The following is a 14,645-nucleotide window of genomic DNA, read 5'->3' as shown; positions in this document are numbered from 1 at the left end:
TGGCCCCGTTGTTCCACCGGCCCGGTCACGGCGGGCTCATCGCCCGGTCACCTCGACCCGGAGGATGCGGTCGTCGCCCGCCCGTGGTTCGGTGCCGCCCCAGGTCGCGCGGTCGGTGTTCGACGTGAGCAGCCACAGTGCCCCGTCGGGAGCGACCTCCACGGTCCGGATCCGGCCGTAGTCACCGGTCAGGTGGGCGATCGGATCGGCCGTCGCGGCCCCGCCCTCGACGGGGAGCTGCCAGAGCCGCTGGCCGCCGAGCGCGCCGATCCAGAGCGACCCCTCGGCGTACGCGACGCCCGACGGACTCGCGTCGTCGGGGTGGAGCGTGGCGATCGGAGGCTCGCCCGTCGATCCCGCGATGCCCTCGGTCTCCGGCCAGCCGTAGTCGGCGCCCGCGCGGAGGACGTTCACCTCGTCCCAGGTGCGGTGCCCGAGCTCGGAGGCGTAGGGCGTGCCGTCAGGTCCGAAAGCGATCCCCTGGACGTTGCGGTGGCCGCTGGAGTAGATCGGCGACTGTCCCGGATTGTCCCGGGGAACGGAACCGTCGACCGCGATACGCAGGATCTTGCCGTTGAGTGATCCGTCGGCGGCGGCGTTCTCCGGCTCGAAGGCGTCGCCGGTGCCGATCCAGAGGTGTCCGTCCGGTCCGACGACGATGCGGCCGCCGTGGTGGCGGTCGGCGGTCTGGATGCCGTCGAGCAGCACCCGGTCGACCGCGAGGGAACCGTAGTCGTCGGCGATGGTGAGCGCCACGATCCGGTTCTGGTCCGCTCCGGAGACCGATGCGAAGACCGTACGATCGGTCGCGAACCCGGGGGAGGCGACGATGCCGAGCAGTCCGCCTTCCGCGCTCGTCCGCACGCCGGGCACGACCCCGACCGTCTGCGGATCGCCGCCGCGGGCGGGGATCCGGACGATCTCCCCGCTGATGCGCTCGGAGACCAGCGCCGACCTGTCCGGCAGGAAGGTGAGTCCCCACGGCGCCTCCAGGCCCGTCGTCAGCTTGACCGGCTCGCCGAGGGTGGCGGTTCCGGCGCCCGGGATGGCGGTCGACTGTGCCGGCCGGAGTGGACCTGCCCCCGACTCGCCGGCCGGGTCCGCGCAGCCGCCGAGCGCTCCGGCGAGCGACGCGGCGACGACCGCCGCACGCCACCGGGAAGGTCGAGCCGGAAGGGGTCCGCCTGGGCTATCCACCATGATCTACCTCCAGTAAGCGGCAAGATATGGACAACCTGTACACTACTGCCGTCGCACAGAAATGTACAAGGAGTCCACAAGAAGGGATCGTGGAATGCCCGAGAGCCCTGCCACCCGACGGGGACGCGGCCGCCGGCCGGCTGCCGAGGTGCGCGCCGCCGTGCTCGCCGCGGCGGGGCGCATCCTGTTGCGAGACGGCATGCGAGCGGTGACGTTCGACCGCGTGGCCACCGAGGCCGGTTCTAGCAAGATGACGCTCTACAAGTGGTGGCCGTCACCGGGCGCGCTCGCCGCCGAGGCGTACTTCGCGCAGAGCCGGAGCATGCTGGACTTCCCGGACACCGGCGACCTCCGCGCTGACCTGATCACACAGCTGAGCGCGTTCGTACGCCTGCTGAAGGACGAAGGCGCGGAGAAGCCCGTCTCGGAGCTCGTCGGGGCGGCCCAACTGGATCCCGCGCTCGCCCAGGCGTGGTCCGAAAGCTACGCGCAGCCCCGTCGCGAACTCGCCCGGGTACGCCTGCGGGCCGCCCAGCGACAGGGCCAGTTGCGCGCCGACGCGGACCTCGACGTCATCGTCGACCAGCTCTGGGGTGCCTGCTACCACCGCCTGCTCGTGCTCAGGGTGCCGTTCGACGAGTCGATCGTCGCGCGCCTGGTCGACCACGCGCTCTACGGGGCGGCACCGCGGGGCGCGTGACGGCGACGAGCGCGACCGTCCCCGTCCGGACCGTGGCGACCGGCCCGCCCCCCGAGGCGCGCTCCGGACGCGCTCGGCGAGGTCGGCCGGGCGCGTCCGGAGCCGGTACGCGATGCCCCGCGCAGCGGTCGGCAGGTCAGCTGGCGACGCAGCTCGGCGTGAGACCCGCGCCGCTACCGGTGCCCTGGAAGCCGAACTCCGTCGACTGCCCGGCGGCGATCCGTCCGTTGTAGCTCACGTTGGTGAACTGGACAGCGCCGGTACTGCCGCTGCGCTGGGCGTTCCAGGCATTGGTGATCGTGGTGCCGGACGGCAGGGTGGCACTCACCGTCCAACCGTTGGTGCCGGCCGAGCCGGCGGTGACCCGTACGGTCGCGACGAAGCCGCCGGTCCAGGAGTTCAGCGACACCGTCGCGGTACAACCGGCGGGTGGCGTGGTGGGCGGCGTGGTGGGCGGGGTGGTGGGACCGCCGGTCGGCGGAGCGCTGGGGGTGGCGGTGGGCGTCGGGGTGACGCCGCCGTCGGTGAGGCTGCCGGGCACCGCCAGCAGGGCGTTGTACCAGGTGGTGGCCATCTTGCTGTAGCCGGTCGCGTTCGGGTGCACGCCGTCGGCCAGGTCTGCGGTGGTCAGCGCCGCGTACATGTTGACCAGGTACACCTGCCGACCGGCGTTCGCCCGGCTCGCCACGATCTGCGGGATGGCCGCGTTGAAGCTGCGCACCTGGGCGTCGGTGCTCGCGGACCCGGCCGGGACGATCGTGGCGACGAAGAGCTTCGCCTCGGGCGCGGTGGTGGTGATCCGGTCGATCAGCGCGGCCAGCCGGTTCGGGGCGTTGGGCAGGTCGCGGTTCTGGAAGATGTCGTTGGTGCCGATGTGCAGCAGGATCGTGCGCGGCTGGTACGTGTTGAGCCAGTTGACGATGTTCGCGTCGATCTGGTCGATCCGCCAGCCGGAGTGGCCTTCGTGGTCACGGTCGCCGAGACTCGCCGGGCCGTTGGCCTGGGAACCCACGAAGTCGATCGTGTAGCCGCCGGCAACCACCTTCTGCCACAGGTCGATCCGGTATCCGCCCGGCACGTTGAAGCCGTCGGTGATCGAGTCGCCGAGCGGAAGCACCCGGACCCCGGCCGCCGCCTCCACCCGGTGGCCGGTGTGCAGCAGGATAGCCGCGGTCGCCAGGACGACCGCCAGCAGGACGCCGGCGCAGCGGCGCATGGTCGTGGACATAGCCACCCACCTTCCGAGACATTCATGGCCTTCAATCGAAACTATCGAATGTCCCGTCCCCGCCTCCCAACCCGCGGGTGCGGACCTGAGCGGCGAACGCGCCGCCACATGCGCCGAACGGGCGAGCGGGCATCGCGCCCTCTCGCCCCGGCTGCCCGCAGCCGGCCCGCAGCCGACCCGGCCCGCAGCCGACCCTCAGCCGACCCGGTCCCGGAACGTGAAGATGAGGTCCCGGCTCTCCTTGCGCTCGATCGAACTGATCCCGCTGATCCCCAGTTCCTTGCCGTAGCAGAGGACCAGATAACAGGCGGCGGTGCCGTTCTCGGAGCCGAGAATCAGCGAGAAGTACGGGCTGTCTTCCGGGAAGGTGCCCACCAGTTCCTCATAGGTGTTTCGCTGCCAACGGACATAGTCGAGACTGCTGGTCAGGGATTCACTGCTGGCCTGCTGCCGCATCAGGATCCGCAGGCCCGGGAGCCCGCCGTCAGCACCGTCCCGTTGGTGTTGCAGCCGGTACTGGCAGTAGTAGATGTCGGCGTTGGTCAGCGGCTCGCCCTGCGCTCCCTTGTTCTGCCACGACAGTATGGTGCCCTGGGCCGGCAGCGGCGTGTTCTTGTATCCGTGGCTCGGCTGCACGACCCCGCCCGACCAGCGGCTGTGCAGGGTACGCTTGGTTGGCGAGTCGTCGTGCTCCTCAATCGTCGTGCAGTATTCGTGGAAACGGCCTTCCGCCTGGCGTCCGGGCTTGCCAGCCCGAATCAGCTCCAGCCGGGCAGTGCCCTTCCTGAGGCATTCCTCGTACGATTTTTGCCACGCCGCCACCCGTTCCTTGGTGCTCGGTGCGTCCCTGAACGGCGGTCTGTCTGCCGTAGGCTGTGGTGGAGGCGGTGGGATTCGCGGAGGGGACAGCGGCTCTTCCGACATTCCTGGACGGCTCCCTGTGCGATATGGAGAGAGGCCGGAGATCGCCGACCGCCCGATGCCGCCGCAAGAATTTCACGTTCACCGACCGGCGCCGCTGCTATGTCCTTGATCTGATAAATGCGATCGTTCTCGTTCGGGATCAGCCGAGCCGGAAGTCCGCCACCCGGATCGGGGACGGTGTGGTGCCGCTGGAGCCGCGCTGGTAGAGGATCGACAGCACGCCGTCGCTCTCCACCCGCATCCGGTCCACGATCACCTCGCCGAAGGCGTTCAGCCCGGCGCCGTCGAAGCGTACGGTCCAGTCGGTGTAGCCGCTGGCCCGGCTGGCGGTGACGATCCGCCCGTACGGCAGCACGACGTAGGCGTTGTCGGCCGCGTCGAGGACGATCTGGGACCGACCGGTGGCGTTGAGGGGCACCGGGATCTCGATCTTGCGCCAGACCCCGGACGAGTTGCGGAACATGTGGAAGGCCCGACCGTTGGCCCGACGCGCCGAGGCGTACGAGGTGACGCACGAGGTGAACCGGCCCGGTACGTAGCTGATGATCACATGCGGGTTGCCGGTCGAGTCGACGTCCTGGCTCTCCTGGTTGATCAGCCCGTAGTTCGGCGGCAACGGGTCGACCACCAGGCCCGGGCTGGAGATCGACACCAGGTTGCCCGAGTTGGTGGTGCCGACGATGGTCCCGACGTTGTTGCGCCAGGTCCGACCCTGGTCGTCGCTGTGGACGTACCCGGTGTCGTGGTTGGTCAGGCCGCCGCTGTTGCAGGTGACGGCGGAGTTCCCCTCCCGCCAGGTGAACGACGCGTGCAGCCGGCCACCCGGGCCGTAGGTGAGCCCGTGCAGGTACATGTTCCGGGTGGTGCTGGTGGCGCCGTTCGCGCTGTACGACCCGGTCGCCGACGACCAGCGGCCGAGCCGGCGCCAGGTGGAGCCGTCGTACTCGGCGAGTTCGTTGGTGCCGTTGCCGGACCGCCCGGTCCGGTAACTCAGCTGGAGGCGGTTGCCGGGCGCGACCCGGAACTGCGGGTACGTCATCGCGCCGAGCCCGACTCCGTCCAGGCTGCGCTGCACCGCGCCGAACCGGCTCGCCAGCCAGCTCCGCGAGCCCGGCGCGGAGACCAGCCCGGCTTCGGACCTGACGTAGTAGATCTCGCTGTCGTGGGTGTCCATCGCCACGTGCAGCCGGCCGTCGCCGGGCGAGATGCCGAGCGCGATGGAGTTGTGCGAGTCGTTGCTGGTCAACCGGTGCGGCAACGACAGGGTCTGCCACGCCCCGGACGGCAGTTGCCGGCGGGCGAGCACGGCGTGCCGGGTCGAGGTGTACCAGGCGGCGTACTGGTAGCCGGCGTGGCTGACGATGCCGTCGCCGTACGAGTTGTTGTTGACCAGTCCGTCGTAGGAGACGAAGTAGAGCGCGGCGGGGTCGAGCTGGGTGTCACCGAGCCGGGTCACACCCGGGGCGGCCGCGGCCGCCGGACCCGGCGGGACCAACGCCGCTACGGCGACCCCGAGGACGAGTGAGGCCGCCGACGCGGCCCGACGGTACGACGGGGCGGGCATGGCTTCTCCCTCGCGCCGGGCGCCACCGGGCGCTCCAGATGAATGGATTCAATTTACATCTACATCCATCAATCTGGAACCCGTCGGACCGGCCCACCCGGACGGGATGCCCGGCGGGTCAGGATCGACGAGCCGTGGTCTCCTCCCGGACCACGAACCGGATCGACCTGGCCTCGGTGATGCAGGCCCGCAGCGGGGCGGCCAACTCGCGGTGCCCGGGGCTGCGCTCCCACGCCTCGAAGTCGGCGAGCGACGCCCACTCACTGGTGATCAGCCACTGCTCGGAATCGCTCGACGCCTCGCAGACCTGGTCCACCAGGTGCCCCGGCACGCCTTCGGCCACCTGGTAACGGATCTGCTCGTACGCCTTCAGGAAATCCTCGGTCCGCTCGCGCGGCACCCGGATCAGGAACAGCACCCTGGCCTTCGACATCCCGGTCGTCCTCTCCGTTCTCCCCCGGCCTACGCCGGTCCGCGCCGGACCACCACGGCGCTGTTGAAACCGTCGAACCCGCGCGCACCGACCAGCGCCACGTCGACCCGCCGCGGCCCGGACTCCCGGACGAAGTCCAGCTCGCAGCCGGGCGCCGGACGGTCCAACCCGGCCATCGGCGGCAGCGTCCGGTGCCGGATGCCGAGCAGCGCGGTCGCCACGTCCAGCGCCGACCCGCCCTGGTGCGCCCGGCCGATCAACGGCTTCTGGGTGGTCACCGGCGGTGGCCGCGTCCCGAACACCGTCCGCAGCGCCTCGGCCTCACTCCGGTCGTAGCGCAGCACCCCCAGCGCGTCCGGGAAGACGACGTCGACCTCGGCCGGCGCCACCCCGGCCCGGTCGAGAGCGAGCCGCATCGCCCGGGCGTACTGCACCGGGTCTCCGGCGGCGCGCCGGCCGGTGTGCCGGGCGTCGTGGCTGGCCCCCCAGCCGGCCACCTCGGCATAGCCGGACACCCCCCGGGCCCGGGCGTGCGCCAGGTCCTCCACCACGAAGACCGCCCCGCCCTCCCCCGGCACGTAACCGCTGGCCGTCACGTCGAACGGCCGGTACGCCAGCGCCGGCTCGGGACAGGTGCTCAGCAGTCCGCTGCGCATCTGGCAGGTCAGCGCATACGGGCTCAGCGGACACTCGGTGCCACCGGCCAACACCACCGGGGTGCCCCGGCGGACCATCCGTACCGCGTGCGCCAGGCTGTCCAGCCCACCCGCGGACTCGGCGGCCAGCACCCCGCACGGGCCCTTGAACTGGTGCCGGATCGAGAGCTGGCCGACGCTCGCCGCGTAGAACCAGGCGATCGACTGGTACGCCCCGACGGTGCGGGCCGGGCCACGCCAGAGCCGTTGCAGTTCCCGCTGTCCGAAGAGGTTGCCGCCGGAGGCACTGGCCAGGGTCACCGCGTACCGGTACGGATCGTCGGCCGTCTCCGGCAGCCCGGCGTCGGCGAGCGCGAGCCGGGCCGCCGCGAACCCGAGGTGCGTCCACCGGTCGGTCTGCACCAACTGTCGGTTGTCGGCGTAGTGCAGCGCGTCGAAGCCGGCCACCTCGCCGGCGAGCCGGCTCGGATAGCGTTCCGGGTCGAAAAGGGTGATCGGGCCGATCCGGTTCTGCCCGGCCACCACACATTTCCAGTGCGCGTCCGCGCCGATGCCGCTCGGCGCCACCACGCCGATCCCGGTGATCACCGCCCGACGCCGCGCCCCGGCCGTCACCGGGCTGCTGCCGCTCACCGGGCCGGCCCGGTGAAGCGGGTGAAGACCATCGCCGACTGGAACCCGCCGAAGCCGCTGCCGACGGAGAGAGCCACCCGCACCGGTACCTCCCGGGCGGTGTTCGGCGTGTAGTCCAGGTCGCACTCCTCGTCCCGGTTCGCCCAGTTGGCCGTCGGCGGCACCACCCCGTGCTCGATGGCCAGCGCGCAGGCCGCCATCTCGATCGCGCCGATCGCACCGAGCGAGTGCCCGACCATCGACTTGATCGAACTGATCGGCACCTGGTACGCCGCCGCACCGAGCGCCCGTTTGAAGGCGGCCGTCTCGTGCCGGTCGTTCTGCCGGGTTCCCGAACCGTGCGCGCTGACGTACGACACGTCGGCCGGATCGCACCGGGCCTGCGCCATCGCGTCGTCGATGGCGAGTGCCATCTCGACACCGTCCGGGCGCAGCCCGGTCATGTGGTAGCCGTTGCTCCGGTTGGCGTATCCAGCGGCCTCGCAGTAGACCCGGGCCCCGCGCCGCCGGGCGTGTTGGGCCTCCTCCAGCACCAGCACGGCGGCGCCCTCGGCGAGGACGAACCCGTGCCGGTCCCGGTCGAACGGCCGCGAGGCGTGCGCCGGGTCGTCGTTGTCCGGCGTGGTCGCCTTGATCGCGTCGAACGAGGCGACGGTGACCGGCGAGATCGGACTGTCCGAAGCGCCCGCCAGCACCAGGTCCGCCTCGTCGTCCTCGATCAACTGTTGCCCGTAGCCGATCGCGTCGATCCCGGAGGTGCAGCCGGTGGAGATCACCTGGGCCGGGCCGTGCAACCCGTGCCGGCAGGCGACGTCGGCGGCGAGACTGCTCGGCATCAGGGCCTGGTAGAGGAACGGGCCGGCCCGGTCCGGATCCACCAACCAGTCCGCACCGGAGTCGCTGACCTGCACGTACTCCCGTTCCAGCAGCATGGTCCCGCCCACCGCCGAGCCGAGCACCACTCCGGCGCGCTCCCGCGTCGCGTCGGTCAGCTCCACCCCGCTGTCGGCCAGCGCCTCGATCGACGCGGCCAGCGCGAACTGGACGTAGCGGTCTGCGCGCTGTCGCTCGGCGACCCCGAGTCCGGCCCGGACCGGATCGAAGTCGCATTCGGCGGCCACCTGGGAGCGGAACGGCGACGGGTCGAAGAAGCTGATCCGGCGGGTCGCCGTGCGGCCGGCGGTGATCGAGGCCCAGAACTCCTCCCGGGTCGCCCCGCCCGGCGCGACCACTCCGATCCCGGTGACCACGCTACGGCGCCGGCTCACGGTCCGGCCTCCGGCCCACCGACCACCGCACCCGCCGCCGGCTGGTCGGCACCATCCGACCGCGCCACCGGGACGCCGTTCTCCGGCCGGCCCGACGCCGGTTCGGTGGCCGACGGTTCGGTGTCGACGTGCCCGAGTTCCGGGCGCGGGGCCAGCGGTCCGAGTTGGAAGACCACCTCGGCGGGTTCGTCGGCCACATTGCGGAGCCGGTGCCGGACGTTCACCGCCACGTACAGTGCCTCCCCGGTGCCGACCGGCACCGGCTCGCCGTCCAGGTCCACCACGATCGCGCCCCGGGCGACATAGAGGAACTCCTCGCTGTACGGGTGGTAGTGCTCGGCGATCCGCTCGCCGGGGGCCAGATTCGCCACCCCCAGGAAGCCGGATCCGCTGCCCACGGTGCGGGGGCCGAGCAGTACCCGGATCTCGCCACCCCGGCGGCGGTCCGGGGCGACGTCGCGGGCGGCCACCCACCGGCGGCCCGGCTCACTCATCGCCGACCCCGGCGGTCGACGCGGCCGGTGCCGACGCGGCCGGTGCCGACGCGGCCGGTGCCGACGCGGCCGGTGTCGACGCGGTCGCCGCCACCTCGGCGGCGATCCGCTCGATCCTGTCCCGGATGATGTCCAACTGGATCCGGCTGTTCGCGTTGATCCGGTCGGTCATCTGGGCTGTGGTCACCGGTGCCGTCGGGCGCATCTCGAAGTCCTGCGTCCAGGTCATCCGGGTCCCGCCCGCCACCTCGGCGTAGCGCCAGTGGATCCGCATGTACTCGAACGGCCCGGTCTCGACCCGGTGGGCGTGCACCTCGCGGCGAACCGGATCGGCGGTACGTTCGCTGACCCAGCTCCAGGTGACCCCGTTCTCGTCGGGATACATGGTCAGCCGGAACCGCACGGTGTCGCCGCGCCGCTCGATGATCTCCACCGACTGGTACTCGGTGAAGAGCCCGGTCCAACCCGCGACATCGTTGGTCAGGTCCCACACGAGTGGCAACGGGGCCGCGATGCGGACGCTGTTCTCGGTGTGGCCCGGCCGGCCCGCACCGGCGGCGGGGGCGACCGACGGCTCGTACTGGTGCGCCACCACCTCGGCGACCTCCGCGATACTGAGCCGCCCGGCCTCCTCCGGAAGCTGGATCCGGTAACGGTCCGCCACCACCGCCTGTAGTTCGAGCAGTGCCAGCGAGTCCATGCCGAGTTCCTCCAGCGAGGCGTTCGGCGCGGCGGCCGCGGCCGCCGGGTCCAGCCCGCAGTGCCGGACCAGGATCGTGGTGATCTCCGCCGCCGTCACCGGCGACGATCCCGGCTCGCGCTGGGTCAACGCCGGCTCCTGCTGGGTCGACCCGGTCAACGCCGGTTCCTCGTGCCTGACACTCATCTGGTCCTCCTGGAAAGGTTGGCGATAGTGGGCGGAGCGATCCCCGCACCGACGGAAGCACCGACCGGGGCACCGATCGAGGCACCGACGGACGCCTCTGGACCGGCAGGACCGCCCCGAGCCGACGAATCGGCGGTGTCCAGCAGCCGCTCGACCAGTCCGGTCGAGTACCGCCCCTTGCGGAATCCCGCGTCGTCGAGCACCCGGCGCAGGAACGGGATGGTGGTGCGGATGCCGGGCCCGTCGACGTCGAACTCGTGCAGCGCCCGCTCCATCCGGCCGAGCGCCAGATCCCGGTCCGGCGCCCAGACCACCACCTTGGCGAGCAGCGAGTCGTAGTACGGCCCGACCAGGTAGCCGGGGTAGCCGTGCGTGTCCACCCGGGTGAACGGACCGCTCGGCGGAACGAACCTGCCCAACCGGCCGGGGGTCGGTGCAAACCCCCGGCCGGGGTCCTCGACGTTGACCCGGCACTCCAGCGCGACGCCGGTTATCCGGACATCCTCCTGGCGCAGCCGCAGCGGCACGCCGGCCGCGATGTGCAACTGCTCGTGCACCAGGTCGACCCCACTGATCATCTCGGTGACCGGGTGCTCGACCTGGATCCGGCAGTTGACCTCCATGAACGAGAACCGTTCGGCCTCGTCGACGAGGAACTCGAACGTTCCGGCTCCGGTGTAGCCGGCCCGGAGCGCGCCGCGCAGGGCGGACTCGGCGAGCGCGTCGCGGGTGCCGGCCGAGATCGCGGGCGCCGGGCCCTCCTCGACCAGCTTCTGGTGCCGCCGCTGCACCGAGCAGTCCCGGGTGCCCAGGTGGACGGCGTTGCCGTACCCGTCGCAGAGTACCTGCACCTCGACGTGCCGGGCCTGAACGAGATACCGCTCGACGTAGACCCGGTCGTCGCCGAAGACGGCCTGGGCGGCGATCCTGGTCCGCTCGTACGCCGCGCCGAAATCGTCGGCCGACCGGACAACCGTCATCCCGCGTCCACCGCCGCCGGCGGCACACTTGATGATCACGGGATAGCCGATCCCGTCCGCGGTCTGCCGAGCCTTCGCCGCCGTGTCGACGGTCGCCAGGCTGCCCGGCGACAGCGGGAGGCCGGCCTCCCGCATGAGCGCCCGGGCCCGCGCCTTGTCGCCGAGGGCGACCATCACCTCCGGCGACGGTCCGATGAAGACGAGCCCGTTGTCCGCACAGATCTCGGCGAAGTCGGCATCCTCGGAGAGGAACCCGTACCCCGGGTGCACCGCCTGCGCGCCGGTCCGGCGGGCAGCCTCGACGATGGCGGCGGCGTTGCGGTAACTCTGCCGGGCCTCCGGCGGGCCGATGCAGACCGCCTCGTCGGCCAGCCGGACGACGGCCGAGTCCCGGTCCGCGACCGAGTACACCGCCACGGTGCGGACGCCCAGTTCACGACAGGCCCGGGCCACCCGGAGCGCGATCTCGCCTCGATTGGCGATCAGGATCTTCTCGAACATCGCCGCACCGTCCTGGAAGTCATGCGGGTAGCAGGGCGATCAGTGGCTGCCCGAACTCGACCGGCTCGCCGTCCCGGACGAGCACCTCGGCGACCCGGCCGACCTGGTCGGCGACCACCTCGTTCATCAGCTTCATCGTCTCGACGATGCAGACCACCTGACCGGGCTCCACCCGGTCGCCGACCTCGACGAACGGCGCACCGCCGGGTTCGGCGGCCCGATAGCAGGTGCCGACCATCGGCGCGAGGAGGGTCCGGTGGCGGTCGCCGCCGACCACACGGTCGGCGGCGGCGTCCGGCACGGTAGGAGTACCGGCGCCGGCCGAGGCGTGGCCGGGCGCGCCGGCCGGGTCCGGCGGATCGGGTACGCCGTGCCACTCGATCTCCAGCACGGCGTCGCCACTGCGCAGGTGGATCCGGCGCACCGGCCCAGCCGTCTCGGCCAGCAGCAGATCGGCCTGGCGGCGCAGTTCGGCCAGTTCCCTCCCCGGGCCGTTCGGGGAGGCGGCCGGCACGCCGTTCGGGGAGGCGGCCGGCACGCCGTCCGGGGCTGGCGGCAGGGGGACGCCCCGGTCGCCCGCCGGCCGTTCTCCCGGCGCGGGCTGGGCCGCTCTGGCCGGAGCCGGCTGTCCGGGAGTCGCCGCGGCCGTCACTCCGGACCCGCTTCCGACCGTACGCTGGCCGCCGCACCGTAGCGGCGGAAGCGCATTCGACGACGCCGGACCAGCTCCCCTGCGGGTACGTCGCGCAGTGGTGCGAGGTTCTCCAGCAGCGCCCGTCGGAGCAGCCGGGCCGCCCCGACGGGATCCCGGTGCGCACCACCGGGCGGCTCGGCGACGATCTCGTCGGCGACCCCGAGCCGCAGCAGATCGGGTGCGGTCAGCCGGAGCGCGTCGGCGGCCCTCGGCACGGCGGTCCGGTCGTGCCAGAGGATCGCGGCGCATCCCTCGGGGCTGATCACCGAGTAGACCGCGTTGCGCAGCATCAGTACCCGGTCCGCCACGGCCAACGCGAGCGCACCACCGCTGCCGCCCTCGCCGATGATGACCGCGACGACCGGGGTCGGCAGCCCGGTCATCGCGAGGATGCTCTCGGCGATCGCCGCGGCCTGCCCCTGCTGTTCGGCCTCAACCCCCGGGTACGCACCCGGCGTGTCGATCAGCGTCACCACCGGCAGTCCCAGTCGGGCGGCGAGCCGCATGATCCGGATCGCCTTGCGGTAGCCGGCCGGGCTCGCCATCCCGAAGTTGCGGGCAACCAACTCGCCCGCCTGGTGCCCCTTCTGGTGCCCGATCACGACGACGTACCGCTCGTCGAGTCGAGCCAGCCCGGCGACGACCGCCGCACAGTCGACCCCGAGCCGGTCGCCGTGCAGCTCGACGAAGCCGTCGAAGGCGGTGGCCAGGTAGTCCAGCGTGGTCGGCCGGCCGAGGTGCCGGGCGGACCGGACGATCCGCCATGCGTCGGTCGGGTCGCCGGTGCCGGGGGCACCGCCCCGCGCCCGGACCCGCGGGCCGGTCACCGCAGCCGCGAGGCCGGCCACGTCAGCCGGCAGACCGGCGACGCCAGCCGGCAGACCGGGCATGCCAGCCGGATGGCCGGCCAGCGGCGGTGGAGGCGCTCCGGTCGCGCGGTCCGGAGTCGCGGCGGCACCGGCCGACCGGCTCCGGGTCGGCGCGGCGGCGGCGAGGAGCCAGCGCAGCCTGGACCGCAGCGCCCGGCGCTGCACCACCATGTCGACCTGGCCGTGCCGGAGCAGGAACTCGGTGGTCTGGAAGTCGGCCGGGAGCGTCTGCCGGATGGTCTCCCGGATCACCCGGGGACCGGCGAAGCCCAGCCGGGAACCGGTCTCGGCCAGCACGATGTCGGTACAGGTCGCGAAGGACGCGGCCACGCCGCCATAGGTGGGGTCGGTGACCAGGCTGACGCTCAGCAGCCCCGCCTCGCGCAGCGCGGCGATCGCCTGGCTGATGGTGGCCATCTGCATCAGCGCCAGCACACCCTCCTGCATCCGGGCACCGCCGGAGGCGGTGACCAGCAGCAGTGGCAGGCGGTCGGCCAGGGCGCGCTCGGCGGTCCGGGTGATCAGCTCCCCGGTGACCGAGCCCAGGCTGCCGCCGAGGAATCGGAAGTCCATCACGGCCAGCGCCAGCCCGTACCCGCCGAGTGTCGCGGTACCGCAGAGCACGGCCTCGGCCAGACCTGTGGCCGCGCGGGCGGCGGCGAGCCGATCCGGGTACGGCACCGAGTCGACGAACCCGATCGGGTCGACCTGGGCCAACCGGCCGGGCAGCTGCCGGAACGTGTCCCGGTCCACGAGCTGCGTAATCCGCTCGGACGCGCCCAGCCGGCGGTGGTCGCCGCACTCCGGACAGACGTCCAGGTTGCGCCGCAGCCGCTTGCGGTAGAGCAGCGCCGGGCAGGAGCGGCAGCGGATCCAGGGCTGCTGGTCGAGGTCGGCGTACCGGCGTGCGGCGGTGCCGGCCGGCGTACCCCCGGTCATCGCCGTATCCCGAGGTCGGCCGGGGCGTCCCAGCGGTAGAAGCAGCGCGCCATGGCGTCCGCCGGCACCCGCCAGTTGGCCAGGTACGGCGTGATGTGCGCGGCCAGCCGCTCGCTGACCCGGACGAACTCGGGGTGCTGGCGGACGTTCTCCACAGCCGCGGAACCCGGGTTCTCCGTCTCGATCAGGTGCACGTACAGGTCGTGCAGCCGGTAGAGCGAGCGGTGCCGTACCCCCACCAGCCGGGGCAGGTCGGTCCGGTCCGACTCGGCGAAGATCTGCGCGACCTGCCCCTCGGCCTCCGGCACGACCTTCGCGACGATCAGTGAGCGATCCATGGCGCAGCCTCCCTGGGCGATTCCCGCGCTCCGGATGGGTGACACCGGCACCCGGCCGCGACAAGAGCCTCTCCCCCGGCTTCTCCCCCGACTGCGACCTTGTCCGAACGACTGGGGACCACCCTGCCGATCGGGTGTCAACGCAGTGTCACCCGATCGCGTACAACCGCACCCCGGCATGGTGACGCTCCGGTGACGGCGGTGTGGGCACTATGCCCGTTCGCCGACGCTGATGCGGCCCCGAGTCAGCGCGGTGACGATCGATAGCGTCCACTTATGCCCAGCTCAGAGCCATGGTGCAGCGCCGAACGGGCGGGTCGTATTACGGACCGGCGGAT

General features: G+C 72.1%; 13 protein-coding genes and 1 pseudogene. 1 reads left to right on the top strand and 13 read right to left on the bottom strand.

Features of this window, described 5'->3' with window-relative positions:
• Positions 1-36: 36 nt before the first annotated feature.
• On the bottom strand, positions 37-1,200 hold the full coding sequence (locus ABNF97_RS02175; protein ID WP_349337470.1) for a PQQ-dependent sugar dehydrogenase: 1,164 nt from the start codon (positions 1,198-1,200) through the stop codon (positions 37-39).
• Positions 1,201-1,294: 94 nt separating this feature from the next.
• On the opposite strand from ABNF97_RS02175, the gene ABNF97_RS02170 reads away from it, so the two are divergent.
• Positions 1,295-1,900 carry a TetR/AcrR family transcriptional regulator C-terminal ligand-binding domain-containing protein gene (locus ABNF97_RS02170; protein WP_130462833.1) on the top strand — a complete coding sequence of 202 codons (606 nt, stop codon included), beginning with the start codon at positions 1,295-1,297 and terminating at the stop codon, positions 1,898-1,900.
• Between the two features lie 136 nt (positions 1,901-2,036).
• On the opposite strand, the gene ABNF97_RS02165 is transcribed toward ABNF97_RS02170, so the two are convergent.
• The 12 genes and pseudogenes from ABNF97_RS02165 to ABNF97_RS02110 form a co-directional block, all read right to left on the bottom strand.
• Positions 2,037-3,128, bottom strand: coding sequence for a GDSL-type esterase/lipase family protein (locus ABNF97_RS02165; protein WP_349337469.1), 1,092 nt, complete (start codon positions 3,126-3,128; stop codon positions 2,037-2,039).
• A gap of 195 nt (positions 3,129-3,323) precedes the next feature.
• On the bottom strand, positions 3,324-3,950 hold the full coding sequence (locus tag ABNF97_RS02160) for a hypothetical protein (protein ID WP_130462832.1): 627 nt from the start codon (positions 3,948-3,950) through the stop codon (positions 3,324-3,326).
• Between the two features lie 241 nt (positions 3,951-4,191).
• Positions 4,192-5,616, bottom strand: a complete 1,425-nt coding sequence (locus tag ABNF97_RS02155; RefSeq protein WP_349337468.1) for a BNR repeat-containing protein — start codon at positions 5,614-5,616, stop codon at positions 4,192-4,194.
• 118 nt (positions 5,617-5,734) lie between these two features.
• On the bottom strand, positions 5,735-6,049 hold the full coding sequence (locus ABNF97_RS02150; protein WP_130462830.1) for an antibiotic biosynthesis monooxygenase: 315 nt from the start codon (positions 6,047-6,049) through the stop codon (positions 5,735-5,737).
• 29 nt (positions 6,050-6,078) lie between these two features.
• Positions 6,079-7,338 (bottom strand): beta-ketoacyl synthase N-terminal-like domain-containing protein, encoded by a 1,260-nt coding sequence (locus tag ABNF97_RS02145; protein WP_349337467.1) that lies wholly within the window; start codon positions 7,336-7,338, stop codon positions 6,079-6,081.
• On the bottom strand, positions 7,335-8,606 hold the full coding sequence (locus ABNF97_RS02140; protein WP_349337466.1) for a beta-ketoacyl-[acyl-carrier-protein] synthase family protein: 1,272 nt from the start codon (positions 8,604-8,606) through the stop codon (positions 7,335-7,337). Before ABNF97_RS02140 ends, ABNF97_RS02145 begins: the two co-directional genes overlap by 4 nt.
• 92 nt (positions 8,607-8,698) lie before the next feature.
• Positions 8,699-9,100, bottom strand: a pseudogene (locus tag ABNF97_RS02135) (cupin domain-containing protein); the annotation flags it as partial.
• Entirely contained in the window at positions 9,093-9,986 is an 894-nt protein-coding gene (locus tag ABNF97_RS02130) for an SRPBCC family protein (protein WP_349337465.1), read from the bottom strand. The gene ABNF97_RS02130 and the pseudogene ABNF97_RS02135, both read right to left, overlap by 8 nt.
• Positions 9,983-11,467 carry an acetyl-CoA carboxylase biotin carboxylase subunit gene (locus ABNF97_RS02125; RefSeq protein WP_130462826.1) on the bottom strand — a complete coding sequence of 495 codons (1,485 nt, stop codon included), beginning with the start codon at positions 11,465-11,467 and terminating at the stop codon, positions 9,983-9,985. The genes ABNF97_RS02130 and ABNF97_RS02125 overlap by 4 nt, the downstream gene beginning before the upstream one ends.
• Positions 11,468-11,486: 19 nt before the next feature.
• Positions 11,487-12,005, bottom strand: a complete 519-nt coding sequence (locus tag ABNF97_RS02120; RefSeq protein ID WP_349337464.1) for an acetyl-CoA carboxylase biotin carboxyl carrier protein — start codon at positions 12,003-12,005, stop codon at positions 11,487-11,489.
• 110 nt (positions 12,006-12,115) lie between these two features.
• Positions 12,116-13,969 carry an acetyl-CoA carboxylase carboxyltransferase subunit alpha gene (locus tag ABNF97_RS02115; protein WP_349337463.1) on the bottom strand — a complete coding sequence of 618 codons (1,854 nt, stop codon included), beginning with the start codon at positions 13,967-13,969 and terminating at the stop codon, positions 12,116-12,118.
• Positions 13,966-14,307 (bottom strand): TcmI family type II polyketide cyclase, encoded by a 342-nt coding sequence (locus ABNF97_RS02110; protein WP_130462824.1) that lies wholly within the window; start codon positions 14,305-14,307, stop codon positions 13,966-13,968. The genes ABNF97_RS02115 and ABNF97_RS02110 overlap by 4 nt, the downstream gene beginning before the upstream one ends.
• Positions 14,308-14,645 lie beyond the last annotated feature (338 nt).

The sequence above is a fragment of the Plantactinospora sp. B6F1 genome (genome assembly GCF_040120695.1).
GTDB lineage: Bacteria > Actinomycetota > Actinomycetes > Mycobacteriales > Micromonosporaceae > Plantactinospora.
Note: the sequence above shows the minus strand (reverse complement) of the source record. Positions and strands in the feature narration are given on the sequence as shown.

Bases quoted from the DNA above. Each gene is read 5' to 3' on its own strand.
- ABNF97_RS02115 (WP_349337463.1), bottom strand. From the start codon at position 13,969: ATGACCGGGGGTACGCCGGCCGGCACCGCCGCACGCCGGTACGCCGAC.
- ABNF97_RS02150 (WP_130462830.1), bottom strand. From the start codon at position 6,049: ATGTCGAAGGCCAGGGTGCTGTTCCTGATCCGGGTGCCGCGCGAGCGG.
- ABNF97_RS02125 (WP_130462826.1), bottom strand. From the start codon at position 11,467: ATGTTCGAGAAGATCCTGATCGCCAATCGAGGCGAGATCGCGCTCCGG.
- ABNF97_RS02170 (WP_130462833.1), top strand. From the start codon at position 1,295: ATGCCCGAGAGCCCTGCCACCCGACGGGGACGCGGCCGCCGGCCGGCT.
- ABNF97_RS02165 (WP_349337469.1), bottom strand. From the start codon at position 3,128: ATGTCCACGACCATGCGCCGCTGCGCCGGCGTCCTGCTGGCGGTCGTC.
- ABNF97_RS02130 (WP_349337465.1), bottom strand. From the start codon at position 9,986: ATGAGTGTCAGGCACGAGGAACCGGCGTTGACCGGGTCGACCCAGCAG.
- ABNF97_RS02155 (WP_349337468.1), bottom strand. From the start codon at position 5,616: ATGCCCGCCCCGTCGTACCGTCGGGCCGCGTCGGCGGCCTCACTCGTC.
- ABNF97_RS02175 (WP_349337470.1), bottom strand. From the start codon at position 1,200: ATGGTGGATAGCCCAGGCGGACCCCTTCCGGCTCGACCTTCCCGGTGG.
- ABNF97_RS02110 (WP_130462824.1), bottom strand. From the start codon at position 14,307: ATGGATCGCTCACTGATCGTCGCGAAGGTCGTGCCGGAGGCCGAGGGG.